General features: G+C 66.3%; 21 protein-coding genes. 12 read left to right on the top strand and 9 right to left on the bottom strand.

Annotated features, from left to right (window positions below):
- Positions 1 to 65: 65 nt before the first annotated feature.
- From AB0L58_RS35395 to AB0L58_RS35405, 3 genes are all read left to right on the top strand, one after another.
- The gene (locus AB0L58_RS35395; RefSeq protein ID WP_364394117.1) at positions 66 to 2,396 is read left to right on the top strand and encodes a galactose oxidase-like domain-containing protein; all 2,331 of its coding nucleotides are present in this window, start codon (positions 66 to 68) and stop codon (positions 2,394 to 2,396) included.
- A gap of 88 nt (positions 2,397 to 2,484) precedes the next feature.
- Positions 2,485 to 3,483: an adenylate/guanylate cyclase domain-containing protein gene (locus tag AB0L58_RS35400; RefSeq protein WP_364394119.1), complete on the top strand. Its 999-nt coding sequence runs from the start codon at positions 2,485 to 2,487 to the stop codon at positions 3,481 to 3,483.
- Between the two features lie 251 nt (positions 3,484 to 3,734).
- Positions 3,735 to 4,505: an RNA pseudouridine synthase gene (locus AB0L58_RS35405; protein ID WP_364394121.1), complete on the top strand. Its 771-nt coding sequence runs from the start codon at positions 3,735 to 3,737 to the stop codon at positions 4,503 to 4,505.
- Positions 4,506 to 4,965: 460 nt separating this feature from the next.
- On the opposite strand, the gene AB0L58_RS35410 is transcribed toward AB0L58_RS35405, so the two are convergent.
- A complete protein-coding gene (locus AB0L58_RS35410) occupies positions 4,966 to 5,610 on the bottom strand; it encodes a TIGR03086 family metal-binding protein (protein WP_364394123.1) in 645 nt (214 codons plus the stop codon).
- Between the two features lie 80 nt (positions 5,611 to 5,690).
- Here AB0L58_RS35410 and AB0L58_RS35415 point away from each other — a divergent pair, with 80 nt between their 5' ends.
- Together AB0L58_RS35415 and AB0L58_RS35420 are read left to right on the top strand one after the other, a co-directional pair.
- A complete protein-coding gene (locus AB0L58_RS35415; protein WP_364394125.1) occupies positions 5,691 to 6,125 on the top strand; it encodes a MarR family transcriptional regulator in 435 nt (144 codons plus the stop codon).
- A gap of 161 nt (positions 6,126 to 6,286) precedes the next feature.
- Positions 6,287 to 7,093: a metallophosphoesterase gene (locus AB0L58_RS35420; RefSeq protein ID WP_364394128.1), complete on the top strand. Its 807-nt coding sequence runs from the start codon at positions 6,287 to 6,289 to the stop codon at positions 7,091 to 7,093.
- On the opposite strand, the gene AB0L58_RS35425 is transcribed toward AB0L58_RS35420, so the two are convergent.
- Positions 7,063 to 8,121, bottom strand: coding sequence for an AraC family transcriptional regulator (locus AB0L58_RS35425; protein WP_364394131.1), 1,059 nt, complete (start codon positions 8,119 to 8,121; stop codon positions 7,063 to 7,065). The genes AB0L58_RS35420 and AB0L58_RS35425 overlap by 31 nt on opposite strands.
- 201 nt (positions 8,122 to 8,322) lie before the next feature.
- Here AB0L58_RS35425 and AB0L58_RS35430 point away from each other — a divergent pair, with 201 nt between their 5' ends.
- The 5 genes from AB0L58_RS35430 to AB0L58_RS35450 all read left to right on the top strand — a co-directional run bounded on the left by AB0L58_RS35430 (position 8,323) and on the right by AB0L58_RS35450 (position 14,261).
- Complete coding sequence (locus tag AB0L58_RS35430; RefSeq protein WP_364394133.1) at positions 8,323 to 9,789, top strand: NAD(P)/FAD-dependent oxidoreductase; 1,467 nt, start codon at positions 8,323 to 8,325, stop codon at positions 9,787 to 9,789.
- 62 nt (positions 9,790 to 9,851) lie between these two features.
- A complete protein-coding gene (locus AB0L58_RS35435; RefSeq protein ID WP_364394136.1) occupies positions 9,852 to 11,966 on the top strand; it encodes an ATP-binding cassette domain-containing protein in 2,115 nt (704 codons plus the stop codon).
- On the top strand, positions 11,966 to 12,703 hold the full coding sequence (locus AB0L58_RS35440) for an energy-coupling factor transporter transmembrane protein EcfT (protein ID WP_364394295.1): 738 nt from the start codon (positions 11,966 to 11,968) through the stop codon (positions 12,701 to 12,703). Before AB0L58_RS35435 ends, AB0L58_RS35440 begins: the two co-directional genes overlap by 1 nt.
- A gap of 18 nt (positions 12,704 to 12,721) precedes the next feature.
- On the top strand, positions 12,722 to 13,405 hold the full coding sequence (locus tag AB0L58_RS35445) for a hypothetical protein (RefSeq protein WP_364394139.1): 684 nt from the start codon (positions 12,722 to 12,724) through the stop codon (positions 13,403 to 13,405).
- Between the two features lie 211 nt (positions 13,406 to 13,616).
- Positions 13,617 to 14,261, top strand: a complete 645-nt coding sequence (locus tag AB0L58_RS35450; RefSeq protein ID WP_364394142.1) for an ammonium transporter — start codon at positions 13,617 to 13,619, stop codon at positions 14,259 to 14,261.
- 63 nt (positions 14,262 to 14,324) lie between these two features.
- Here AB0L58_RS35450 and AB0L58_RS35455 read toward each other — a convergent pair whose 3' ends face one another.
- Positions 14,325 to 15,566, bottom strand: coding sequence for a lipase family protein (locus AB0L58_RS35455; protein WP_364394145.1), 1,242 nt, complete (start codon positions 15,564 to 15,566; stop codon positions 14,325 to 14,327).
- Between the two features lie 279 nt (positions 15,567 to 15,845).
- Between AB0L58_RS35455 and AB0L58_RS35460 the strand changes: the two genes are divergently transcribed.
- Positions 15,846 to 16,493 (top strand): isochorismatase family cysteine hydrolase, encoded by a 648-nt coding sequence (locus AB0L58_RS35460; RefSeq protein WP_364394147.1) that lies wholly within the window; start codon positions 15,846 to 15,848, stop codon positions 16,491 to 16,493.
- An 80-nt stretch (positions 16,494 to 16,573) separates the two neighbouring features.
- Here AB0L58_RS35460 and AB0L58_RS35465 read toward each other — a convergent pair whose 3' ends face one another.
- The 5 genes from AB0L58_RS35465 to AB0L58_RS35485 all read right to left on the bottom strand — a co-directional run bounded on the left by AB0L58_RS35465 (position 16,574) and on the right by AB0L58_RS35485 (position 21,382).
- A complete protein-coding gene (locus AB0L58_RS35465) occupies positions 16,574 to 16,753 on the bottom strand; it encodes an antitoxin (RefSeq protein WP_364394150.1) in 180 nt (59 codons plus the stop codon).
- 91 nt (positions 16,754 to 16,844) lie between these two features.
- Positions 16,845 to 19,154 carry an ATP-dependent DNA ligase gene (locus AB0L58_RS35470; protein ID WP_364394152.1) on the bottom strand — a complete coding sequence of 770 codons (2,310 nt, stop codon included), beginning with the start codon at positions 19,152 to 19,154 and terminating at the stop codon, positions 16,845 to 16,847.
- Positions 19,155 to 19,203: 49 nt separating this feature from the next.
- Positions 19,204 to 19,479 carry an antitoxin gene (locus AB0L58_RS35475; protein WP_364394155.1) on the bottom strand — a complete coding sequence of 92 codons (276 nt, stop codon included), beginning with the start codon at positions 19,477 to 19,479 and terminating at the stop codon, positions 19,204 to 19,206.
- Positions 19,480 to 19,513: 34 nt separating this feature from the next.
- Positions 19,514 to 20,656: an MBL fold metallo-hydrolase gene (locus tag AB0L58_RS35480; protein ID WP_364394157.1), complete on the bottom strand. Its 1,143-nt coding sequence runs from the start codon at positions 20,654 to 20,656 to the stop codon at positions 19,514 to 19,516.
- Positions 20,657 to 21,382, bottom strand: coding sequence for an enoyl-CoA hydratase (locus AB0L58_RS35485; RefSeq protein ID WP_364394159.1), 726 nt, complete (start codon positions 21,380 to 21,382; stop codon positions 20,657 to 20,659).
- Between the two features lie 90 nt (positions 21,383 to 21,472).
- Between AB0L58_RS35485 and AB0L58_RS35490 the strand changes: the two genes are divergently transcribed.
- Positions 21,473 to 22,615: an NAD(P)-binding domain-containing protein gene (locus AB0L58_RS35490; RefSeq protein ID WP_364394161.1), complete on the top strand. Its 1,143-nt coding sequence runs from the start codon at positions 21,473 to 21,475 to the stop codon at positions 22,613 to 22,615.
- 185 nt (positions 22,616 to 22,800) lie between these two features.
- Here the strand turns inward: AB0L58_RS35490 and AB0L58_RS35495 are convergent, their stop codons facing one another.
- Entirely contained in the window at positions 22,801 to 23,655 is an 855-nt protein-coding gene (locus tag AB0L58_RS35495; protein WP_364394164.1) for an aldo/keto reductase, read from the bottom strand.
- Positions 23,656 to 23,686: the final 31 nt, after the last annotated feature.

Genomic DNA, 23,686 nt, shown 5'->3' on the forward strand with positions numbered 1-23,686 from the left:
CACAGCAACGGACAACTTCTGCCGATGACGCGCACGGCGGCGCGTTCGGGGCGACGATGTATTCCGTGGCAGGACAATACGTTCCGGTCCCCGACTGGTTCGCGTGGCAGAACCAGGATTGCGGGATCGCGGTCGGGGATATCGATGGTGACGGCGCCCTGGATGTCGTCGTACTCATGGTGGACGATCCGGCGGGGCAGAACACCGGGTCATATCGGGTGGGCACAGGGCTGGCCGCCGACGGCTCGACGAAGAGTTGGGGACCGTGGCTGCCGGTACCGGATTGGTACGGCTGGGAGAACCAGGGCGCGGGCATCGCGATCGGCGATCTGAGCGGCAACGGCCGTTCCGATCTCGTGGTGTTCGTCGTGGACAATCCACCCGGCCAGAACCAGGGCTGGTACCGGATCGGTCGGGATCTGGCCACCGACGGCACGGTGACCGGCGGCTGGACGCCGTGGATCACGGTGCCGGATTGGTACGGCTGGGAAAACCAGGGCGCCGACATCTGCCTCACGACCATCGATGGGCAGCTCACCCTGGTCGTTTTGACGGTCGACAATCCGCCGGGCCCGAACAGCGGACAGTTCCGGCTGGCCAAGGGCCTGACCGCGGATGGCGCGGTCGGCGAATGGACGCCGTGGGTGGCGGTGCCCGACTGGTACGGCTGGGAAAACCAGGGCGCGGGCATCGCGGCCACCGATCTGGACGGCGATGGCAGGCCGGAACTGATCGTCTTCGCGGTCGACAATCCCGAGGGCGTGAACGCCGGTGTGTACACCATCGGCTGGGGTCTGGACGGGTCCGGGCACGCGGTCGACGGCTGGAGCGTCTGGACGAAAACCGACTGGGGATTCGCCGAAAATCAAGGCGCGGCACTGGCTTTGCTGCCACACGAGGGCATCGCACCGGAACTGGTGGTCTTTACCATCGACGCACCGGAGGGCCGCAATGCCGGCTATCTGCGCGTGCTCGAGCTGGAGACCGACCTGGAGCACGCGCCACATATGGGCCTGTGGCGCATTCTCGATTTCGACACCGAGATCAACCCGGTGCACGCCGCCGTACTGCACACCGGCGACGTGCTGTTCTTCGCCGGTTCCGGTAACGATCCGGACCGCCACGACGCCCACGAATTCCGCACGCGCGTCTGGCATTACCCACGACCTGGTCTGAGCGCGCCCGAGACCCCGATGGATCTGTTCTGCGTCGGCCAGGCATTCCTGCCCGACGGCCGGCTGCTCGCGGCGGGCGGTACCGAACGCTATGACCCGTTCTACGGACTGAAGGACGCACTGATCTTCGATCCGGCGACGCTGACCTGGAATGCCGGGCCGGATATGGCTTTCGGCCGCTGGTATCCCGCGCTGGCGCCGCTGCCGAGCGGAAATATCGTCGCGGTATCGGGTCTCGGTGCCGACAACTTCCTGTCCGTCATTCCGGAACTTTTCGACGCCGCCACCGAATCCTGGTCCCAGCTGCCATCTCCCGGCCCGATCCCGATGTACGGCCATCTGGTGCTGCTCGCCGACGGCAGGTTGTTCTACACCGGCGGCCAATACGGTGCGAACAACGGTATGCGGCCGTCGATTTGGGATCCGGTGACCGGCGCCACCGTGGAGGTGCCAGGTCTCACCGATCCGGGATCACGCAATCAGTCCGCGAGCGTGCTGCTGCCACCGGCGCAGCGGCAACGGGTCATGATCCTCGGCGGCGGCGGTTACGATATGCACAGTCCCGCACCGGCTTTGGCCGATGCCAGAATCGTCGATCTGACCTCGGCGACACCGGAATACCAACCGGCACCGCCGATGGATCATGCCAGGATGCATCTGAGCGCCGTCCTGCTCCCGGATCGAACGGTCCTGGCCACCGGTGGTTCCGGCATGGAGGAAATGGCGCACGACGCGCCGCCACACGCGGAGATCTTCGATCCGGCGATGGACACCTGGATGCACACCGCGCCCTGCCGGGTGCCGCGGCTGTATCACTCCATCGCCCTGCTCACCCCCGATGGCAAGGTGATCACGGCGGGCTCGAATCCGGCGCGTAAAACCGAAGAGCTACGCATCGAAACCTATTGGCCGGCTTATCTTTTCCAAGGCGAGCGACCGCAGCTCGCACTCGCGACCGACACCGTCGCCTACGGCGCGACCGTTACCGCGACCACCGCCGCCACGCTGCGCGAGGTGAATCTCGTCCGACCTGGCGCGTGCACCCACTCCTCCGATAACGAGCAACGGCTGATCGATCTCGAATTCACCAGCACCGCACCGAATTCCGTGACCATGACGCTGCCGTCGAATCCGGCACTCGCGCCACCGGGCTGGTACCTGGTGTTCGTCGTGGACGATCGGGGCGTGCCCTCGACCGGACAGTGGCTGCACCTGAGTTGACTGTGACCGATCACAGTCACGGACCGCGGCGACTGTCACCTGGTCGGTTGCCGCCATGGGCGCCCGCGTGGCCCGTAAGGTACCGATCATGGTTCCCACCGAGATATCCGAGCTGGTCGAGTCGGTCGTGGAGTCGTATCTGCTCGACGGACCGCGCCGCTACAACCGGGCCCAGGTCGCCGAACAATCCGGGACGACCACCGACCTGACCAAGCGGCTGTGGACGGCACTCGGGTTCCCGGCGGGTCTCGACGCCGCCACCGTCGACTACACCGACGCCGATGTCGCCGCGGTGCGCAACTTCCGCGCGCTCGATGTGCTCGCCTCGGCGGATTCCCGGCAGCAGGCCGCGACCGCACGCACCCTCGGCCAAGGTATGGCACGCCTCGCCGAATGGCAGGTCGACGTGGTGCTCGCCGAGATCAGCACCCGGATGGCCCAGGCCGCACCCGGTACCGATCCGGCCGAAATCGCACGCGCCGCCACCGAGGCGGCCATCTCCACACTCGAACAGCTCAATACCTACGCGTGGCGGCGCCATCTTGCCGCCGCCCTGGCCCGGTCCCTCGACCCGGGCACCACAGCGGGTGAGGCGGTGCGCGAGCTGGCGGTCGGCTTCGCCGATATGGTCGGCTACACCCGGCTCACCAGGCATCTGCATCCGGACGAACTGTCCATGCTGCTGGAGGCATTCGAATCCACCACCACCGCCGCGATCACCGAGAACAGCGGCTGGGTGATCAAGAATGTCGGCGACGAGGTCATGTTCGCGGCCGAGGATCCGGCCGATGCGGCCCGAATCGCGCTGGCCATCCAGGAGAGCACAATGATGGTCGGCGGCACACCGGAGCTGCGGGTCGCCGTGGCATACGGTCCGGTGCTGCAGCGCTTCGGTGATCTGTACGGTTCGGTGGTCAATATCGCCTCCCGGCTCACCGGTGTCGCCCGACCGGGCACCGTCCTCGTCGATGACGAGGCCGCCGCGGCCCTGGACGGCAATCCGGAGTTCGATATCCGCAATCTGCGCAGCGTCCGCGTCCGCGGCTTCAACCGCCTACGCCCGCACACCCTCCGCCGCTGTGTCTAATTTGCCGCGCCTTCGGCGCGGCGTGTTCGCTCGTAGAACTCGCTCCGTTGTGGTCACTGATGACGGAACGTTCGGCACCTGATGTACACGCGCCGAACGGGCGAGTCCCGCGCCTGCGGCGCACGCGCTTCGACGGCTCGGCTGTGTTCGGTGGCCGCGCCTTCGGCGCGGACGCGCGACGGGCCGCGAACGTCGCTCGTAAGACCGCTCCGCCGGGCGAGGTGGTGCGTGAAACAACCTAAGCTCGTCCGGTGGAGTTCGAGTGGGCGGAGTTGCGCAGGAGCTGCGTTGTCGCGGAGGACGCGGCGGTGCTGGCGTTGAACAAGCCCGCCGGGATTTCGGTGACCGGGGAGCGGCACGACAGCGATATCGTCGAGGCGGCGGCCGCGGCGGGGGAAACGCTGTATCCGGTGCACCGGATCGACAAGGTGACCTCCGGACTGGTGCTGCTGGCCAAGGATCTGGCCGCGCACGGGCAGCTGACCAGGCAGTTCAATAAGCAGACGGCCGAGAAGGCATATCTGGCGATCGTCGAATCGACCGGCCTGCCCGATCGCGGCGTCATCGAACTGCCGCTCAGCATCGGCCGCAAGAACCGGGTGCGGATCGCCGCACCTCGCGAGTGCATTCACGAGCGGGCGGGCCGCTGGTTCGTCGATGACGCGGATCTCCTGGCCACCAAGAACTATCCGTCGACAACCCGGTTCACGACGGTCCTGCGCACCGCTGCCCACACCCTGCTCGCCGTGCGCCCGATCACCGGCCGCCGCCACCAGATCCGCGTCCACCTGGCCTGGATCGGCCACCCCATCGTCGGCGACCCCCTATTCGACAAATCCGCCCGATACGACCGCACTTACCTCCACTCCTGGCAACTCGCCCTGGCCGCCCCCTGGCGCACACCCCCAACCCTCACCCTCCAAGCAACCCCACCCCCCGACTTCTGGCGCCCCCTCCATCCCACCCCCGACACCACCGCCCTCCTCCAGCACGCCGACCACCTCCTCCGCACCGCCGACTAGCCTCCCCCCGACGCCGCGCACCTCTGTGCCCGCCCAAGCACGGCAATGCGTGCGCGGCGCGCCAAACGATGCGCCGCCGGCGCACGCCCGCAGCCCTCGGACAGCGAAGCAGGCAATGCCCATCCGCACAGCTCCGGCGGCCGCGCACGGCACTGCAGAGCCGAGTCCGAGGCTGTTCACGTTCATGCAGGCCACGCACGAACTGGCCCGGAGTCACGCGCGCGGCACGCCGAATCGCGCGCTGATCACTCCAGTCGAAGCATTGCACCAGCGACACCGATGCACCCTGCCTCCCCACGGCTCAGCCCTGGGGCGAGCGGCCGATAATGGTGGGCCGTCGCTCGTCCGGATGCGCCCAGGCAACGGGAGTGAATCGGCACCCAACTCGGCGAGGTTCGACGGCAAGGCCCCGGCACCCGCATGGTCGCCTCCTCGCTGACGGCGCGGTCGACAGCGGCGACTACTCCGGCCAGCTCGGGGAACGGCCGAGGATGGCGAGGATTTCGTCGAGTGTGGAATCGCCGGACCAGGTGATGACCGGACCGAAGGCGGCGCCGGGCGCTACGCGGGCCGGCCCACCGGGGACGATCTCGGCGACCGATAGTGCGGCGGTGAGCAGGTCGTCGTCGAAATGCACTGTGCGGCCGAGGGTTCGGGCGACATCCCAGGAGTGCACCACATAGTCGACGAAGTGGAAGCTGACCGCCTCGGCTCCGGAGAATTCGAAGGCGCGGGTGAACTCCGGCAGCGGGAAGGTCCGGTCGAGCACGCCGTCCTCGGCGAAGGATGCCAGCACATGTTCGGCGGCGGCGCGGTAGTCCGCGACCGGGTCCGCGCCCAACGGACGCAACCGCCACAGCGAGAGGTCACCCTCGCCGCGGGAGGCAGCCGCGAAACCGTAGTGCTGGGTGATCATGTGCGCCAGCAACCCGTGCAGCGTCCATCCCGCGCAGGGCGTCGGCTTGCTCAAATCGGCGGCGGTCAGGCGGGAAACGACTTCAATGCTGGCGCGCACGGCCTGGGCATCGAGGGCGATCAAATCGACCTGCGTCCCCAGCGACCTGAGGGCCCCGAGCTCGGCGGCGGTTTCGGAATCGGTGGTCATCGCTGTCCTCTCGATAGATTAATAAGCACCTGCTTATCGTAAGCTGATGCTTATCATAAGCCAAGCGGTATTTTCTACCCATGCCGGAAAAGCGCCCCGATCTCGCCGCGATGATCGCGCCGCTCGGCCGCGCCCTCGCCGCCGCGGAATTGCCCGTCCTCGACCGGCACGGCCTGACCATGTGGGGCTACGTGGTTCTGCTCGGACTCGACGACGAACCCGTCTACACCCAGGCCGCACTGGCCAAAAAGATCCGCGCGGATAAGACGCGCATCATCGGCACACTCGACGAACTCCAGCAGCGCGGGCTCATCCGGCGCGATCCCGATCCGACCGACCGGCGCGCACGCCTGATTTCGCTCACCCCGGTCGGCCGGACCACCCGCGACCAGGCGCAACGCGATATCCAGGAGCAGGAGAACCACCTGCTGGCCCAACTCCCCGCCGCCGATCGCAAGGTATTCCTGCGGTCACTGCAGACGCTGTGGGCGTCGGTCGCCGAGCCGCCGAGCTGACCCGGTGTGCCCGCGACCACTTCCGACCCCGCGGCCTGATACCGGTGGCCAGCCTCATGACGACGCGGAACCCGCAGGTCATCTAGCCTGAAGAGGTGTCAGCGCACAACGTCGGCACACTCTGACGCAATGAAGCGATCCTCCAGAGAAAGCGAACGCCGATGATCCTGGTGGCTCAGGTCAGCGATACCCATTTCGATCTCGGCACCCGCAATGCCGAACGCGTCGAGCGGGTGATGGCCTATCTCGCCGATCTTCGGCGCAGGCCCGATGCCATTCTGGTGACCGGCGATATCACCGATTCGGGTAAATCCGAGCAGTACGCCGAGGCGCGCGTCGCGCTCGACACCGATATCCCGGTCTACGCCCTGCCCGGCAATCACGACGACCGCGCCGCCTTCCGCGCGGATCTGCTCCGCGAACCCGCATCGACCGCGCCGATCAACCACGCGCATCGGGTCGGCAATCTGACCGTGGCCCTGCTGGATTCCAGTGTTCCGGGCGAATCCGGCGGCCGACTCAGCGAAGAAACCTACGACTGGCTGCGCGGCGTACTCGCCACCGCACCCGCCGACGCTCCCGTACTCCTTGCGCTGCACCATCCGCCGGCACATCTGTTCAGCCCGATCATCGATGAGATCGCACTGGCCGAACCCGAGAAATTGGCCGAGGTGGTCGCCGACGACGAACGCATTGTCGGCGTGGTCACCGGACATGCGCATTCCGCCGCCACAACCACCTTCGCGGGCCGCCCACTGCTGATCGCACCGAGCACCGCCTCCGTACTCGGCGGGGAGTGGGAACTGGAACTACCCCACCACGTCATGGACTACGCACCGGATCCAGCCGTCGCCCTGCACGTCATCGACGAAAATCACCGCATCACAACACATTTCCGTAGTGTGGCGATGGGCGGCCGGATCGGCACCCAGCCGAATCAGCACCGCACCGCCCGTGCCCGGCGGTAGGCGGCCGGTGTCGCGCCGGTCCAGCGTTTGAAGGCGTAGATGAAGGTGGAGGATTCGGCGTAGCCGAGCCGGATGGCCACATCGCTGACCGAAAGCGGTGTGGCGGTGAGCATTTCCTCGGCGAGTGCGCGGCGCACCTCATCCAGCAGCGCGCGATAGCTGGTGCCTGCGGCATCGAGGTGGCGGCGCAGCGTGCGGGTGCTCATATTGAGATCGCGGGCGACGGAGTCGATGCCGCGTGGGGCGGCGAATCCGTCGGCACCGCCTGGCAGCAGGAGTTCGCGCACCTCGGCCGCAATACCCGTGCGAGCGCGGCGACGGTCCACCAGTTCCCGGCATTGCGCCAGGCACATGGCCCAGGTGTGCTCATTGGCCTGCGGCAGTGGCTGTTCCAACATTGCCGGATCGATGGTGAACAGATTGTGCTGCCGCCCGAAACGCGGCCGCACCTGGGTGACCTCCATAATCCGATCGACGTATGCCGGCTCGGGAAACCGGAATTCCGCCCTGGTGAGCGGCAGCTGTTTACCGATCAGATCGCTCATGACCTGATGCATGGCGGTCACATCGCGTTCGACCAGGAACTGGCGTACATCGGCCGGAATCGATTCGTCGTGCACCCAGGCGATGAATTCGCCCGCCCGCCACTGCGCGACGGGCAGGCAGAAGGTGAAGCTCAACTCCAGATAGCGCAGCGCGAACGAGATCGCCTCACCCAGCGTCGGACTGCTGACGCAGGCGAAGCCGAAGATACCGAAGGTGGTGATCCGATAGCGGCGGCCGATCTCGACCCCGAGCGCGGGCGTATCGGCGAGTTCACGGACGAGATTGCGGATGACGGCGAGTTCGGTGCGCGCGTCGAGCTGCGCGTCCGGATCATGCAGCATGGCCTCGGTCAACCCGGTTCCGGCGAGCATGTGCGCGACCGGAACGCCGTGCTCACCGGCATAGCCGACCATGAGTGCCACGCTGGCGACGCCGCGCGGAAAATTCCAGTCGCGGATGCCCGGATCCTGTACCCGCTCCACAGCGGACATTATGGCCGAAAATCTCGATATCCCGCCGTAGCGACTGCTTGCAGGTCGCTCGAAAGGGTCAGTAGCGACTGCTTGCAGGTCGCTCGAAAGGGTCAGTAGCGACTGCTTGCAGGTCGGTCAAAGGGTCGGCCCCGAAATCCGACCGGCAGTCCTAGAGTGGATCTCAGCTACCTGCTGTGAGGAGTGCCACATATGACGACTGACCAGCGGCCCTCGGTCATCATCATCGGTGCCGGTTTCGGTGGCATCGGGATGGCAATCGAATTGCGGCGCAACGGTTTCGACGATATCACCATCCTGGAGCGCGGTACCGATATCGGCGGCGTCTGGCGGGAGAACACCTATCCCGGTGCCGCCTGCGATGTGCCGTCGCCGCTGTACTCCTTCTCCTATGAGCCCAAGCCGGACTGGCCGCAGCGCTATTCCGGACAGGCCGCGATCCACGACTACCTGCGCGGTGTCGCCCAGCGGCACCGCCTGCTGGAGGCGATCCATTTCGGCGCCGAGGTGACCGATGCCGAATTCGACGACGACTCCGGCCGCTGGACCGTACGAACCAAGGATGGCACGGCCCGAACCGCCGATGTACTCATCTCCGCGGTCGGCCAATTGTCCCGGCCGGCCCTGCCGAACATTCCGGGCATCGACACCTTCACCGGCCGCTCCTTCCACTCCGCCGAATGGAATCACGGCGTCGAGCTGACCGGTAGGCGCGTCGCCTGCGTCGGTACCGGCGCCAGCGCCATTCAGTACATTCCGGCGATCCAGCCGCAGGTCGAACACCTCACACTGTTCCAGCGCACACCGGCCTGGGTGCTGCCGAAATTCGATACCGACTACACCCCGATCCAGCACAAACTCTTCGCGCGCCTACCCGGCGCCCTGCTCGTCGAACGCTTCGGCTGGTGGGCCATCGCCGAATTCATCGCGCTCGGCCTGGTCGAATTTCCGTGGATCGCACGGGGGGTCGCGCAGATCGCGTCGAAACATCTGGAAGAACAGGTCCCGGATCCACACCTGCGCGCCAAACTCACCCCCGACTATCCGATCGGCTGTAAGCGCGGCCTGTTCTCCAACGACTACTATCCGGCGCTGCTCGAGCCGAATGTGCAGGTCGAGACCACCGCCATCACCGAAATCGTGCCGAATGGCGTGCGCACCGCCGACGGCACCGTGCACGAGGCGGAGGTGATCATCTACGGCACCGGATTCAAGGGCACCGAATTCCTCTGGCCGATGAATATCTACGGCCGCGCGGGCCGCAAGCTCTCCGATGCCTGGCAGGGCGGCGCGCACGCCTACTACGGCATTACCGTGCCCGACTTCCCGAATCTGTTCCTGGTCTACGGACCGAATACGAATCTCGGCGTCGGCTCGATCATCTACATGATCGAATCGCAGGCCCGCTATATCCGCCAGGCCGTACAACTACTCGCCGAACGTCCCGGCCATGTGCTCGAGGTGCGTCCCGAGGCGGAGGCGCAATTCAATACCGCCGTCCAGGAGCGCCTCGCACGCACACCGTGGAACTTCTGCTCCAGCTGGTACCGCACTGCTTCGGGTCGGATCACGAACAACTGGCCGGGGCCGCAGCTCGCCTATCGCCGTCGCGTCCGCAAGCTGAAGGCCGCCGACTACGACCTGACCCCCGTCGCCTGACGCACAAGCTCTCCACAGAAAGACCACACGAACTCTGCACAGGATCCTGGCAGACTTGTCCCGTGAGTGATCTGCCCGACCGCACCATCGAGCGCGGAGCGCTGCGCCCGATCGAATTGGCGGTGGGTGCGGTACTCGGCGGTGCCACCGTCGCGCTGGTCACCGTCGGCGCGCTGATTCCGGTCGCCGCGGCACTGCAGCTGGTCGCGGCGGTGCCGCTGGCGATGATCGCGCACCGCTATCGGCTGCGTACCCTGATCACCGCGACCGGGTCGGCCGTGCTGGTCTGCTTTGTCGCGGCGGGCATCGTGCCCGCATTCGGCATTCTCAGCTCGGCCACCATCGCGGGCATTATCGGCACCGTCAAACGCCGGCGCGGCGGATTGCCCGCGGCGCTCGGATTATCGGTACTCGCCGGTCTCGGCTTCGCGGCGTTCGCCGTCGGCTCGCTGTTGGTGCTGTCCCGGTCCCGGGATCTGCTGTTCGACACCATCCGCAGCACCGCGGAGGGTTTGGAGCGGATGGTGGCGCGGCAGCCCCAACTGGAACCGCTCGGACGCGGGATCGCCGATGCCGCGGACGCCGCGATCCGCTGGTGGTGGGTCCTGATCGGCGGCGGTGTGCTGGTGGGCATCATCGTGACGGCGGTGATCTCCTGGTTCGTACTCGGCTCGGTACTCGACCGTTTGGCCTGGCTACCCAGCCAGGACCGGCTCGACGCACCACCCGACGACCGCACCATAGCCCCGCTGCCGGTGCGGCTGCGTGCGGTCGGCTTCCGCTATCCGGGCGCGTCGGTGGATGCGCTGTCCGGGATCGATTTCACCGTCGGTATCGGCGAATTCGTGGCCATTGTCGGTCACAACGGATCCGGCAAATCGACGCTGACCCGGCTGCTCGCGGGATATCCGCCGACCACCGGCAGCGTGGACCGGCCCGGCGCGGCAGGCCTCGGTCACCTGGGCGGCACCGCACTGGTGCTGCAGCGGCCGGAGAGTCAGACCCTCGGCGTGCTCGCGGCCGACGATGTGGTGTGGGGTCTGCCCACCGAACTCGCCGCCGCCGTCGATATCGATGGCCTACTGCGTGAGGTCGGCCTGGACGGTATGGGCGATCGCGAGACCGCGACCCTGTCCGGCGGTCAGCAGCAGCGACTGGCGGTGGCCGCGGCATTGGCTCGGCGCCCGGCCCTGCTCATTGCCGACGAGGCCACCGCGATGATCGATCCGGACGGCCGCCGCGATCTCGTCGCACTTCTGGCCGGACTGCCCAAACGCCATCCGATGGCGGTGGTGCTGGTCACCCATCACGAGGCCGATGCGGCCGCCGCCGATCGGGTAGTGCATCTGGCCGGGGGCCGGACGGTGGAGCGACTGCCCGCCTGGCCGCGGCCGGGCGGGGAGGTCCGACGCCGACCGATGGGCGAAACCATTCTGCGGCTGAGCGCGGTCCGCCACACCTATGATCGCGGAACACCATGGGCCGCACCGGCTCTGCACGGCGTCGACCTGACCGTCCGGCGCGGCGAGGCGCTACTCGTGGTGGGCGGCAATGGATCCGGCAAATCCACGCTGGCCTGGATCATGGCCGGACTGATCGAACCGAGTTCCGGCCGTTGCGAATTGGGCGGCAAGCCGATCGCGAAACAGATCGGCCGGGTGAAATTGGCATTCCAGCACTCGCGACTGCAGCTGCAGAAACAGACGGTCGGCGACGAAATCGCGGACTGGGGTGGACGAGCCACCGGCTCCGGTGCGGTCGGACGCGCACTGGATGCGGTGGGGTTGGATCGCGCGCTCGCCGTACGCTCCATCGAGGAACTCAGCGGCGGCCAGGCCAAGCGCGTGGTGCTCGCGGCCATTGTGGCCAGTCACGCGCCGGTCGTCGTGCTCGACGAGCCGCTGGCCGGACTCGACCCGCAGGGCCGCGCCGAAGTCGTGGATCTGCTTTCCCACCTGCGCGATTCCGGACTCACCCTGATCGTCATCTCACATGACGTGCACGATATGGCCGCGGTCTGCGACCGGACGGTGCATCTAGAGGCCGGACGCATTCTGGAGACCGATCCGATCCTCGATACCGCGAATGCGCCCGCGCACCAGCTGAATTCCCGCGCGACAATGCCGGATCCGCGCCCAGGCGATCCGGCGTGGCGACTCGGGAACGGAGGTCGATGATGGGTGCGGTGTTGTTCCGCGAGGTGCCGGTTTCCAGTCCGGTGCACAGCCTCTGGGCCGGAACCAAGATCATCGGGGCATTCCTCATCAGCGTGGTGCTGATGTTCCTGCCGTCCTGGCCGGTGCTCGGCTCGATGGTCGTATTCCTGATCGCGATCGGGGTGGCGGCCCGACTGCCGCTGAGCACGCTGCCGCGACTGCCGTGGTGGTTCTGGTCCGTGCTCGGTATCGGCGCCTTGCTCAATGTGCCGGTGGGCAGCGAAGCCCTGCTGCGCTACCTCAATGTCACGGTCTTCGGCCTGATCCTGCTGGCCGCCTCATTCCTGATCGCCTGGACCACCCCGATGGGCGATATCGCCCCCGCGCTGGCCAAATTGGGTGCCCCGCTGCGCAAATTCCGAGTGCCCGTCGACGAATGGGCCGTGGTCATCGCGCTGACACTGCGCGGGCTGCCGCTGCTGATAGACGAGATCCGGGTGCTGCGGGCGGCGCGCCGACTGCGCCCGAAGGACAGCCTGCTCAATCGCGCCGCCGATAATCCGCTCGTCGATATTCTCACCGCCGCCATGGCGGTATCCAGCCGCCGGGCAACCGAACTCGGCGAGGCCATCACCGCACGCGGCGGCACCGGCCAGCTCACGGCCCGACCGAGCTCCCCCGGACGCAATGACGCGATCGCGCTGACGATTGTGATCGCGGTCTGCCTCGGCGCGGTCGTCCTCGATCTGCTGACCTGATCGGCGATACTGGCCCCTGTGCCGGACCAAGACGATGTGCCTGCCTGGCAACGCAAGACGGAGGGTGAGTCGCGGTGGGCCGCGACGCTCGCCGTACTGGTGATCGTGGTGTTGCAGGTCGCGCCGAGGGAACTCCGGCAGCAACCCGCCTGGCTGTTGCTGCCCGCACTCGAGGTCCTATTGCTCGGTGTGCTGGTGGTGGCGAATCCGTTCCGGCTCAACCGGGAAGAGCGGTGGCTGCGCAATGGCGGTCTCCTGCTGACCGGGCTGTTGAGTCTGGCCACGGCGGTTTCGGCGGGTCGACTGGTGTTCCGACTGATCGATGGGACCCTCACCGATCCCGTGGAACTGCTCGTATCCGGCGGGGCGGTCTGGGTGACCAATGTGGTGGTGTTCGGGCTCTGGTACTGGGAGTTCGATCGCGGCGGACCCGCGGCCCGCGCATATGCGCGAAAACCATTACCGGACTTCCTATTCGTGCAGATGCAGAGCCCGGAACTGGCCGAACCCGAGTGGGAGCCACAGTTCCTGGACTATCTGTATCTGGCGTTCACCAACGCGACGGCATTCAGCCCGACCGATGTGATGCCGATGTCGCGCTGGGCCAAGGCGACGATGATGCTGCAATCGACGATCTCATTGGTGTTGGTGATCTTGGTGATCGCGCGTGCCATCAATGTCTTGCAGCAGTCGGGATCATGATCGAATAGCGAAGAGCTATAACAAGATTCGTCATGTGAGCAATATCGAATACCCCGAAAAGCGTTCCTCTAAACCTTTTGTGCGCGGTACGGTGTCCCCGGAGTGCGTTCTCTAGATCACATCGTGGCTCTGCACAGCGTCGGGGGGAGGATTTTTCGTGTGCGGAGCGTTGCTACGGCTTGCACAAACTGATGAAGATTGGACCACCGGAATGATTCTCCGCAAGATCACCGCGGCCGCAGTGCCCATCGTCGCCGCTGTCGCGGTCGGCGCGGGTACCTCGTATGCGCAGCCGGGTGCCGCGCCCACACCCGATATCGGGTACGAGGCAAAACTGGTGGGCGACAAGATCGTCACCACACTGACCGACGGGTCCTTCCAGACGTCCGCGAACACCGTGCAGATCAAGGACATCGCGGGCAATACAGTGGTCACGCTGCCGCTGTCGTTCCGGCAGGACGGTCTGGAGTTCACACTGCCGCATGAGATCCGCGACGCGGGCAAAGTGCTGGAGCTCACCGCGGTCAAGGACTACACGCAGGCGCGGCCGGTGGCGACGCCGATCGCGTCACCGCGCGAGAACCTGCGCGCGCAGGACAACTTCCTGTCCCAGTTCGGCCTCGCCACCGCCATCGGCGGCTTTCTCGGCACGGTGATCGGCGCCCTGGTCGGCCTCACCGGCATCATCGGCGGACCAACCGTCATCGCCAGCGTCATCGCGGGCGCGGGCATCGGTGGCATTATCGGCACCCTTGTGGTCGGCGGACCGACACTGATCATCGCGGGCATCGATCTGATCAGCACCCTCGCCGCCGAGCCCGGCACCACCAAATGGCAGGACACGCCGGTCAAGTAGTACCGCAAACGCACTCCGAACGCGGCGCGCGGCGAATCCCCATAGCGCGCCGCATTTTTCGTGCTATCGTCCGGAACAGCCGGGTACTACCGGAACCCCCGCGAAACGATCGGCGAGGAAACCCATCGCAGCGGGCGCCTCACCGATGGCGGCCCCATTGTGTCCGGGCAGTACCGAAAGCACGGAGGTGAGATCGGCACCCTGTGCGCAGTATCGGCCGACCAGGTCGGTGAAGCCCGCAACCGGGATCACATCATCGGTTGTGCTGTGGTACAGGTACATCGGCATGGTCGGCGCACTGCCGCCCAGCTCCTGTCGGTCGGTCGCCGCCCGAAATACCGGATGGAAGAACACATCCGGCACCGCCGCGAAATCGTCCACATGTGCATTGACGTATTTCAAGACGAAATCCGGACCACAGGCCGAGGCATCCTCGGCGAGGGCACTGCGACCGCGTTCGTTGAGCAGATCCGGCACACCGGAATTCGGCTCGTTCTTCGCGATCGCGATCAAGACGAGCATGCCCAGACCCGCTTGCACGGTGCCGTCGACACCATGCGCCATGGCGGGCCAATCGGCGGGCACCCCGCCCGAGGTGATCCCGGCGAACCGGATATCGGGCGCATACTGCGGTTGTATCTGCGCTGCCCACAGCGTCGCGAAGGCACCGCCCGAATAGCCCCACGCCCCGATGGGGCTCGCCGGACCGACGCCGTCCGGTGCGAGCGCACGAGCGGCCCTGATGCCATCGAGCACCGCACGGCCCGCATCGACGCCGTCCAGGAACCGGGAATCGGGCCCCTCGTAATCGCTGGTAACCACCGCCCAGCCGCGACGCAGCGCTTCAGCGATAAACAGTGTGTCGATATAGGTATTCGCACCGCCGAGATCCCAGCCACCCCGCAACGCGTACGACGGCGCGCACCGGGTGTCGAGGCTGTCCTCGGCGATCTGATACGACAGCAGCGGCCGCTGACCAGGACCGAACCACGGTAGGAGAGGTACCAAGACGGTGGCCATACCCGCGATCGGCACACCGTCCGCATCGTTGGTCCGGTATTGCACCTGCCACGCCGAAACCGGAAGCGGCAGACCGTACAACGCGATCGAGCGCGTCCGCAGCACAGCACCCGCTGGCTGCAGACCCGGATCTACCGATGTCACGTAGAACGGATCCTGATCCGGAGTCGGCACCGCCGTGGCAGCGGGGACGACGGCGAATGCCACAACCGCGAGAACGATCAGGATCGACAGAGCGCCGAATCTCCGATTACCGCCGACGAATGGTGCAGAGAAAATCTTCATCGGGGCCTCCACTTTCCGACGCGGCGCGACGCACAGTGCGCCGGGAACGCGTCGGCGCCGACTTCGCCCGGCCTCGAATGCCACCACGGTACTGCCTGTTCAGAGGCCCGGCAACGGACACAGGCGGGCATCGGCGCCGCCATGCGTGTCCGATTTCCGACATGGTTACAGTTGGGACCGAGCACGCCTCGGCGCGCTTCGAAAGTGGCTATCGCGCAACCGAAACACCGTCGGGCCGTATCCCGAATGTGATCGGTATCGAACAGGAGTGAGCTGACCATGCGGCATGGCAACGGACTGGACATTCCCGAAGAACTCGCCGATGTGTGTGCGCCGCACCGCATGGCGGTGATCGTCTACGACATGCAGGTCGGTGTGCTGTCCCAGCTGCCGGACGGTCCGGAGATCATCGAGCGGGTCGCGCGCGTGGTCGAGGCGGCACGGCGCGGCGGTTACCCGATCATCTTCCTGCGCCATTTCTTCCTGCCGCGCCGCCTGAGTGGAACCTTCGCGCTGCGAATGGCCATGAGCTGGCAGCAGGTCGACGATGTCGATGACGTGAAGTTCATCCTGCAGCGCGATACCCCGGCCTTCGAACTGGTCCCGCAGCTGCGGCCGACGGCGGATGAGGTGATCTTCGACAAGACCTCGATGTCGGCATTCGAGGGCACGCCATTGGCCGCGGTGCTGCGCGATCTCGGCATCGGCGCATACGCGATCGCGGGTGTCGCATTGGAGATCGGCATCGCGCCGACGGTCACCCATTCGACCGATCTCGGCTTCGTGCCGGTGATCATCAGCGATGCCGTGGGCGGGCGCGATAAGGAGGCAATGGCCCGCGCCTACGACGATTTCGAATTCCAGGGGCACGCGATGGTCACCGATAGCGCGACCATCATTCCGCTGCTCGCCCGCGAACAGAGCTGACCGCGGGAATGGCGGATCGGCATATCCGCCTCCGCCACGCCGTAGCGACTGCTTGCAGGTCGCTCGAAAGGGTCGGCGATTCAGCCGTCCTTGCGGACAGCCTTCTTGGCGGCCTCCTGCGCGGCGTCGACCTGGTTCGCGAACTTACCGTCGGTCTGCTTGTCGACGAGATCGCCCACCTTATCGATGGCGGTATCCACCTTGTCCGCATTCTGCTGGGCCAGGTCCAGGGCCTTATTCGCCAGGTTCTTGAAATCCACCGCGCACTCCTCGTTTTCGAGCCGACACAACCGCGAACAAACGATACCCAGCGAACTCCCCGCCGACCCGGCAAACCATCAGCGACCACCGTCACACATCACCCAGCCAGGCGGGATGCCAGAGGCGGCCGGTTTCGGTCCAGTTCATGAAGCGCACCGTGCCGCCGAGCTTCGGGGTCACCCACACCGCGTCCTCGCGTTCCTCGGCGGTGAGGTCATTGTCGAACGGGGTGGTCTTGCGCTCCAGTCTGCTGAGCTTTCCGGCCAACTCCCGCATGACCGGCTCGCTGAACCCGGTACCGACGCGCCCCACGTAGTACAGCCTGCCCTCGTGTGGAATGCCGACCAGCAGCGATTTGAAGTCGCGGGCACTGCTGCGGCGCCAACCGCCGACCAGCACCCGCTGGGTGCGCCAGTTGCGCTGCTTGACCCACGAATGTCCGCGCTTACCTGGTAGATACACCGAATCCTTGCGCTTGGCGACCACGCCCTCCAGGCCCTGTTCCTGGCTGTAGCGCAGCGCTTCGGCGCCGGAGCCTTCCAATCGCGGCGGCACCCGCAACGACGGCGCGTTGGCGGCGATCGCCTCCAGCACCCGGCGGCGATCCGAATACCGTTTGCGGATCAGGGAAGTCCCGTCCAGATACAGCACATCGAAGGCGACGAAGACCGCGCGCGCCGCATCGGCCTGTAACAGCCCGACATTGGCGACGCCGTGATCGTCGAACACCACGGCCTCACCGTCGAGCACCACATCGTGCCCGGCCAACTCCTCGGCCAGCACCGCCATGCCGGGATAGCGTTTGGTCACCACATTGCCCGCCCGGCTGCGCAAAGTCAGTGCCCCGGAAGCTATTTCGGTGATCAGCCGGAAGCCGTCCCATTTGGTTTCGAAGCACCACTCGACGTCATCGAGATCGGCGACCGCACCCGGCGTGGCGAGCATCGGTTGCAGACCGCGTGGAAAGGGCACGGGCCCAGCCGGTCTCGGCACTACGAACGCGGCTTCGGGTCCGACCGGACCACTGGAGACTCGATCCGCTCCCGCCTCGGCCGGATGCTGATCCCGCATGAGATGCATCAGCCATTGGGTGCCATTGGTTCGAATCATCGCGTAACGCCCGCGCAGCCGGTTGCCGTGAAAGGTGACGATGACCTCGTCCTCGCGCCATTTCTCGGTGTCGTAGCTGCCGGAATCCCAGATGGTCATCTCCCCCGCGCCGTACTGCCCCCTCGGTATCGCACCATGAAAGTCCAGGTACTCCAACGGGTGATCCTCGGTGTGCACGGCCAGCCGGTTCTGATCCGATGAGGTCGGCGGCCCCTTCGGCACGGCCCACGACACCAGCACACCGTCGCGTTCGAGCCGCACATCCCAATGCAGCCGCCGCGCATGGTGTTCCTGGACGACGAACCGATTATTCTCCCCCGGCGTGGGTGTTTCGGACGGCACCGGTTCCGGGGTCGCCGAGGCATCGCGCATCGATCGGTATTTCGTCAGCGCATCGCCGGTCGAGCTGGGCGGATCCAATTCCGCGAGCAGATCGCCGTCATCGCGCCAGCGGGCCAGCACCTCGTCGAAGCGCAACTGCCGCAGCTGCTTCCGACTCTCCAACTCGGCCCAGGTGCGCGGTGCGGCCGCATTCGGCTCGGTCCGGCCGCGCAGCGAATACGGTGCGATGGTGGTCTTGGACGGATTGTTCTGACTCCAGTCCAGGAAGACCTTCCCGCCGCGCGCCGATTTCGCCATCGTCGCGGTCACCAGATCCGGGTGCAGCTTTTCGAGATTCGTCGCCACCTGCTTGGCCACAGTGGAGGCACCGCCCGGACTCAGCTCCCGATCCAATGGCACATAGATGTGAATTCCCTTGCTGCCACTGGTAACCGGGAAGGCATGCAGTCCGATGCCCTCGACCATCTCGCGCACCGCGAGCGCGACCCGCGCGCATTCGGCCAGCCCCGCACCAGGCCCCGGATCCAGATCGAAGACCAACCGGGTGGCGTAGCCGACCTTGTCACCGTCGAAACGCCATTGCGGCACATGGACTTCCAGCGCCGCCTGCTGTCCGATCCAGGCCAGCCCCGCCTCGGAATCGATGACCGGATAGACGACCTTGCGGCCGGAATGTTCGATGGTGTGGCGCTCGAGCCACGCCGGTGCGTGCTCGGCGAGATTCTTTTCGAAGAAGGACGATTCGTCGACCCCGTTGGGCCAGCGCTTCCGGGTGACCGGTCGCCCGGCGATATGTGGAAGCATCGCGGGCGCGATGGCCGAGTAGTAGGCGATGATCTCGCCCTTGGTGGTTCCGGTGGCCGGATACAGCACCTTGTCGAGGTTGCTCAGCTCAACCTCGATGCCCGGCTGGCCCGGACTGCCACCGAATTTCCGGCGGGTCACCATAACTGAAGTTTAGGGGCGGGGACCGACAGATATCGGTCCCCGCCGCAGATCAGGCCTGCGGCTTTTCAGGTTCTTCCGGCGGCTCAGGCGCGGGCGCGGGCTCCGGCTCCGGTGCCGGCTCGGGTTTCGGCGCGGACTGGTCCGTCGGCACGGCCTTCTTGGCGGCCTCCTTACCCTTCTCGATCTTGTCGGTGTACTTGTGGCCGGTCTTCTCGTCGATGAACGTACCGGCCTTGTCTACCGCTTCGTTGATTTTGTCGGCATTCTTGGCTGCCGCTTCCTTCCCCTTGCCGACCAGGCCTTTGAGGGTGTCCGCGAGACTCATGCCTGCATTCCTTCCTGTCGACGAACCGAGGTCTTCACCCGATATCCTGCCACCAGGAATCCCGGCTCGGCAGATCATTCGGGTCAATGCGCTGGCCGGGCATCGGCACCGCCACCGCGGTACCGGCCGCCCGCGCCGCCTCGACCATCCGGCGTACCGGCTCCGACCACCCGTGGAAGGCCAGGTTGAAGGTCGCCCAGTGGATCGGCACCAGCAGTCCGTGTCCGGGATCGCCGACGCCGAGATCCGCGTGTGCCCGGACCGCCTCCTCCGGATTCATATGCACATCCGGCCAGGCCTCGTCATAGGCCCCGATCGGCAGCAGTGTCAGATCGAACGGTCCGAGTGCGGCTCCGGCCTCCGCGAAAGCCTTGGTATATCCGGTATCACCGCCGAAGTAGACCCGCCGCGTCGGGCCGACGATGGACCACGACGCCCACAACGTGGTGTTGCGCACCAGGCCGCGTCCAGAGAAGTGCCGCGCCTCGGTACAGGTGAGCACCAGATCCGTGCCATCGCGCTCGCGGCCCAGCGCGGCGAGGGAAACCGAACCGCCCCAATCCAATTCGACGATCCGATGCTCCGGCACGCCCCAGTGCCGCAGATGCGCGCCGATGCCGATCGGTACCAGGAAGGGCGCGGCCTGTCCGAGCACCAGCTGACGGATCGTCGCCTTGTCCAGATGGTCGTAGTGATCGTGCGAGATCAGCACGGCATCAACCTGCGGCAGCTCCGACAGCGGCGTCGGCACCGGATGCAGCCGGGCCGGGCCGACCAGCGCCGACGGTGAAACCCGTTCGCTCCACACCGGATCGGTGAGAATCCGGTAACCGTCGACCTCGATGAGCGCCGATGCGTGCCCGTACCAGGTGACCGCGAGATCGGCGGCCTCGGTCGGCACGACGGGGGTGGCCAGCGGAACCGCATTGCGCGGACGACCGGCATTACGCCGGGTCAGCGCTGAAAACAGCAGGGACGGAGCGGCACCCGAGACGAACTGGGTGCTCGGCTCGGTGTTGTGGAACTGCCGATCGCGATAGCTCACCGCCCCGGTCGCGTAGGGCGCAATAGCATTGATGGAGGCACCGATTGCCGATGGAATGTCCCACACCGCGCGCACCACCCAGGTGACGCCGAGCGCACCGGCCGCGATGCCGACTATCTTCTTCGGATTCATCTATCGCCCCACGAATCTCGCCGCACGTTTCTCCTGTCTGGCCAGTCGCCCCTCCTGGGCGTCCTGACTGGTCCACGCCGCTTCCAGCGCCGCACGCTGCTGTGTGCTCTCCGGATCCCGAGTGCCGTCATCGTTCAACTCCAACTTCAGATGCCGCAGCGAGAGCGGGGCCAGCTCGGCGATCGATTTCGCCCATGCCTGTGCGTCGGCCAACGTGCCCAGTCGGTTGGCGAAGCCGAAGGCGTAGGCATCGGCGGCCGATACCTGTTCCGCACCGAGCAGCATGGTCCGGGCCGGGCCGCCGCCGATCAACGACACCAGCCGCCGCACGGTCCAGCGGTCGACGGTGATGCCGAGCTTGGCGGCCGGAATCGCGATATAGGCGTCGGGTTCCATGACCCGCAGATCCGCGGCCAGCGCGATCTGCACCCCCGCACCGAGCGCAGCGCCGTTGACCGCCGCGATCACCGGAACCGGTAGGGATTCGACGGTGTGCAGCATGTCGACCAAGGCCGCCAGAAATCCCTCCGAGTAGACCCCGGACAGGTCCGCGCCCGCGCTGAAGATCGGTCCCCGACCGGTGAGCACAATCACCCTGGCATCCTCGGCCGCGGTCTGCACGGCCTCGCGGAGCCGAGTGACGAGTTCGGTGTTCAGCGCGTTACGCCGCTCCTCGCGCTGCAGTGCGATGGTGACGACATCGCCATCGCGGCTAACCTCGAGCATGCATTCTTCCCAACTGACCGGTTCGAGTGGTTACATCAACTCTGCCACAGGTCGCCGCACATACCGACCAAGCCGATACGATCTCGATTTGTGCCGACAGACTTCTCCATCCTGGTAATCGGTGCTGGTCAGGCCGGGCTGTCGGCCGGTTACCACCTGCAGCGCCTCGGATTGCGCCCGGAACGGGACTTCCTCATCGTCGATCACGCACCGGGACCCGGTGGGGCCTGGCAGTTTCGTTGGCCATCACTCACCCTGACCACCGTCAACCGGGTACACGACCTCCCGGGCATGTCATTTGCCGAGACATTGCCACCCGATTCCGATGCGGTACCCGCGGCCACCGCGGTGCCGCGCTATTACGAGCTGTACGAGAAGCGATTCGATCTGCGGGTCCGCCGACCGGTCTCGGTGACCGTGGTCTGCGACCGCGATGCCGACGGAACCCCGTGCGCCGCGGGGCCGGATCCGGCGGCGGGGCGGGGCACGACGCTGAATGTCGAGACCGACGCCGCGGGCACGATCCGGGTGCGCGGTCTGATAAATGGCACCGGTACCTGGGAACATCCGTTCATTCCGCACTACCCGGGTGCCGAGACCTTCGCCGGACGGCAGCTACACACCCACGACTACCGCACCGCCGACGAGTTCGCGGACAAGCATGTCGTGGTGGTCGGTGGCGGAATATCGGCGGTGCAGTTGCTCGACGAGATTTCGCAGATCACCACGACCACCTGGGTGACTCGACGCGAACCGGTATTCCGCGACGGACCATTCGCCGAGGAGGACGGCCGCGCCGCCGTCGCCATCGTGGAGGACCGGGTGCGGCATGGCCTGCCGCCGGGTTCGGTGGTTTCGGTCACCGGATTGCGGCTCGACGATCGAGTGCGCGCGGCACAGGCCCGCGGGGCGATGCGACGGCGTCCGATGTTCGCGAGCATCGAACCGGAGGGGGTGCGCTGGGCAGACGGTTCGTTCCAGCATGCCGATGTGATCCTGTGGGCGACCGGATTCCGCAGCGCCCTCGACCATTTGGCACCGCTCCGCCTGCGCGGTCCAGGCGGTGGCATCACCATGTCCGGCCGCCTCGCCACCCAGGTAGCCGTCGATCCGCGTATCCACCTGATCGGCTACGGCCCATCCGCAAGCACCATCGGCGCCAACCGAGCCGGTCGCGCCGCCGCCCAAGAGCTCACGGCCTACCTCGGCTCCCCTGCCGCTCCGAATATTTAGGCTCCTCCGCCTCCCCGAACCTTCAGGCGCCAGACTCAGTCGCGTCAACTGTGACGTCGGCGGGCGCCGGTAGGGCGTGGACCAAGTTAGCCCGTGCCCGACGAGTTACCCATGTCCTTGCGAAATCAGTCGTCTCGTTCCGGCTTCCGCCGGAACAATAAAGACTTCCGGTGCGCCACGTACAACTAAACGAGCCCGGCGGTGAAGGTGGTCGGATCGGGACCGATGCGGGCACCTTTGTCGAGTGCGTTGACGGCGTTCATCTGGTCGCGGGTGAGTTCGAAACCGAAGACGTCGAAGTTGGCGGCCATGCGGGACGGGGTAACCGACTTCGGAATGACGACAATGCCCTGCTGGAGGTGCCATCGGATGATCACCTGGGCCGGGGTGCGGCCGACCTCGTCGGCGATGGAGACGATGGTCTGATCGCCGAGCAGCGTGCCCTGCCCGAGCGGGCTCCACGCTTCGGTGGCAATGGCATTCGCATCGTGGAACGCGCGTAGCTCACGCTGCGCCAGCCGGGGATGCAGTTCGATCTGGTTGACGGCCGGGATCTCGCCTGTCTCGCCGATAATCCGCTGCAGATCCGCGACGGTGAAGTTCGATACACCGATCGAACGGACCCGGCCCTGCGCCTTCAGCGTCTGGAAGGCCTTGAAGGTCTCGACGAAGCGGTCGGCCTGCGCCACCGGCCAGTGGATGAGATAGAGATCGAGGTAGTCCAGACCGAGCCGATCCAAGCTGGCGTCGAAGGCGCGCAGCGTGGAGTCGTAGCCCTGGTCGGAATTCCACAGCTTGGTGGTGACATAGACCTCGTCACGCGGCAGCCCGGATTCTCGGATGGCCCGGCCGGTGCCCTCCTCATTGCCGTAGATAGCGGCGGTATCGATGCTGCGATAGCCCGCCTCCAGCGCGGCGGAGACGACCGGCTGAACGTCCTCCGGCGGTACTTGGAACACACCGAAGCCGAGCTGCGGGATCACGTTCCCGTCGTTCAGCACGATCGAGGGAATGGCGCTGGTCTCGCTTCTGAAGGTCACAATCCGACCGTAGAAGTGCCGCGCCGAGTCG

The organism is Nocardia sp. NPDC052112 (assembly GCF_040680135.1).
Lineage (GTDB): Bacteria > Actinomycetota > Actinomycetes > Mycobacteriales > Mycobacteriaceae > Nocardia.

Bases quoted from the DNA above. Each gene is read 5' to 3' on its own strand.
- AB0L58_RS35400 (WP_364394119.1), top strand. From the start codon at position 2,485: ATGGTTCCCACCGAGATATCCGAGCTGGTCGAGTCGGTCGTGGAGTCG.
- AB0L58_RS35410 (WP_364394123.1), bottom strand. From the start codon at position 5,610: ATGACCACCGATTCCGAAACCGCCGCCGAGCTCGGGGCCCTCAGGTCG.
- AB0L58_RS35415 (WP_364394125.1), top strand. From the start codon at position 5,691: ATGCCGGAAAAGCGCCCCGATCTCGCCGCGATGATCGCGCCGCTCGGC.
- AB0L58_RS35420 (WP_364394128.1), top strand. From the start codon at position 6,287: ATGATCCTGGTGGCTCAGGTCAGCGATACCCATTTCGATCTCGGCACC.
- AB0L58_RS35430 (WP_364394133.1), top strand. From the start codon at position 8,323: ATGACGACTGACCAGCGGCCCTCGGTCATCATCATCGGTGCCGGTTTC.
- AB0L58_RS35440 (WP_364394295.1), top strand. From the start codon at position 11,966: ATGGGTGCGGTGTTGTTCCGCGAGGTGCCGGTTTCCAGTCCGGTGCAC.
- AB0L58_RS35450 (WP_364394142.1), top strand. From the start codon at position 13,617: ATGATTCTCCGCAAGATCACCGCGGCCGCAGTGCCCATCGTCGCCGCT.
- AB0L58_RS35455 (WP_364394145.1), bottom strand. From the start codon at position 15,566: ATGAAGATTTTCTCTGCACCATTCGTCGGCGGTAATCGGAGATTCGGC.
- AB0L58_RS35460 (WP_364394147.1), top strand. From the start codon at position 15,846: ATGCGGCATGGCAACGGACTGGACATTCCCGAAGAACTCGCCGATGTG.
- AB0L58_RS35470 (WP_364394152.1), bottom strand. From the start codon at position 19,154: ATGGTGACCCGCCGGAAATTCGGTGGCAGTCCGGGCCAGCCGGGCATC.
- AB0L58_RS35475 (WP_364394155.1), bottom strand. From the start codon at position 19,479: ATGAGTCTCGCGGACACCCTCAAAGGCCTGGTCGGCAAGGGGAAGGAA.
- AB0L58_RS35480 (WP_364394157.1), bottom strand. From the start codon at position 20,656: ATGAATCCGAAGAAGATAGTCGGCATCGCGGCCGGTGCGCTCGGCGTC.
- AB0L58_RS35485 (WP_364394159.1), bottom strand. From the start codon at position 21,382: ATGCTCGAGGTTAGCCGCGATGGCGATGTCGTCACCATCGCACTGCAG.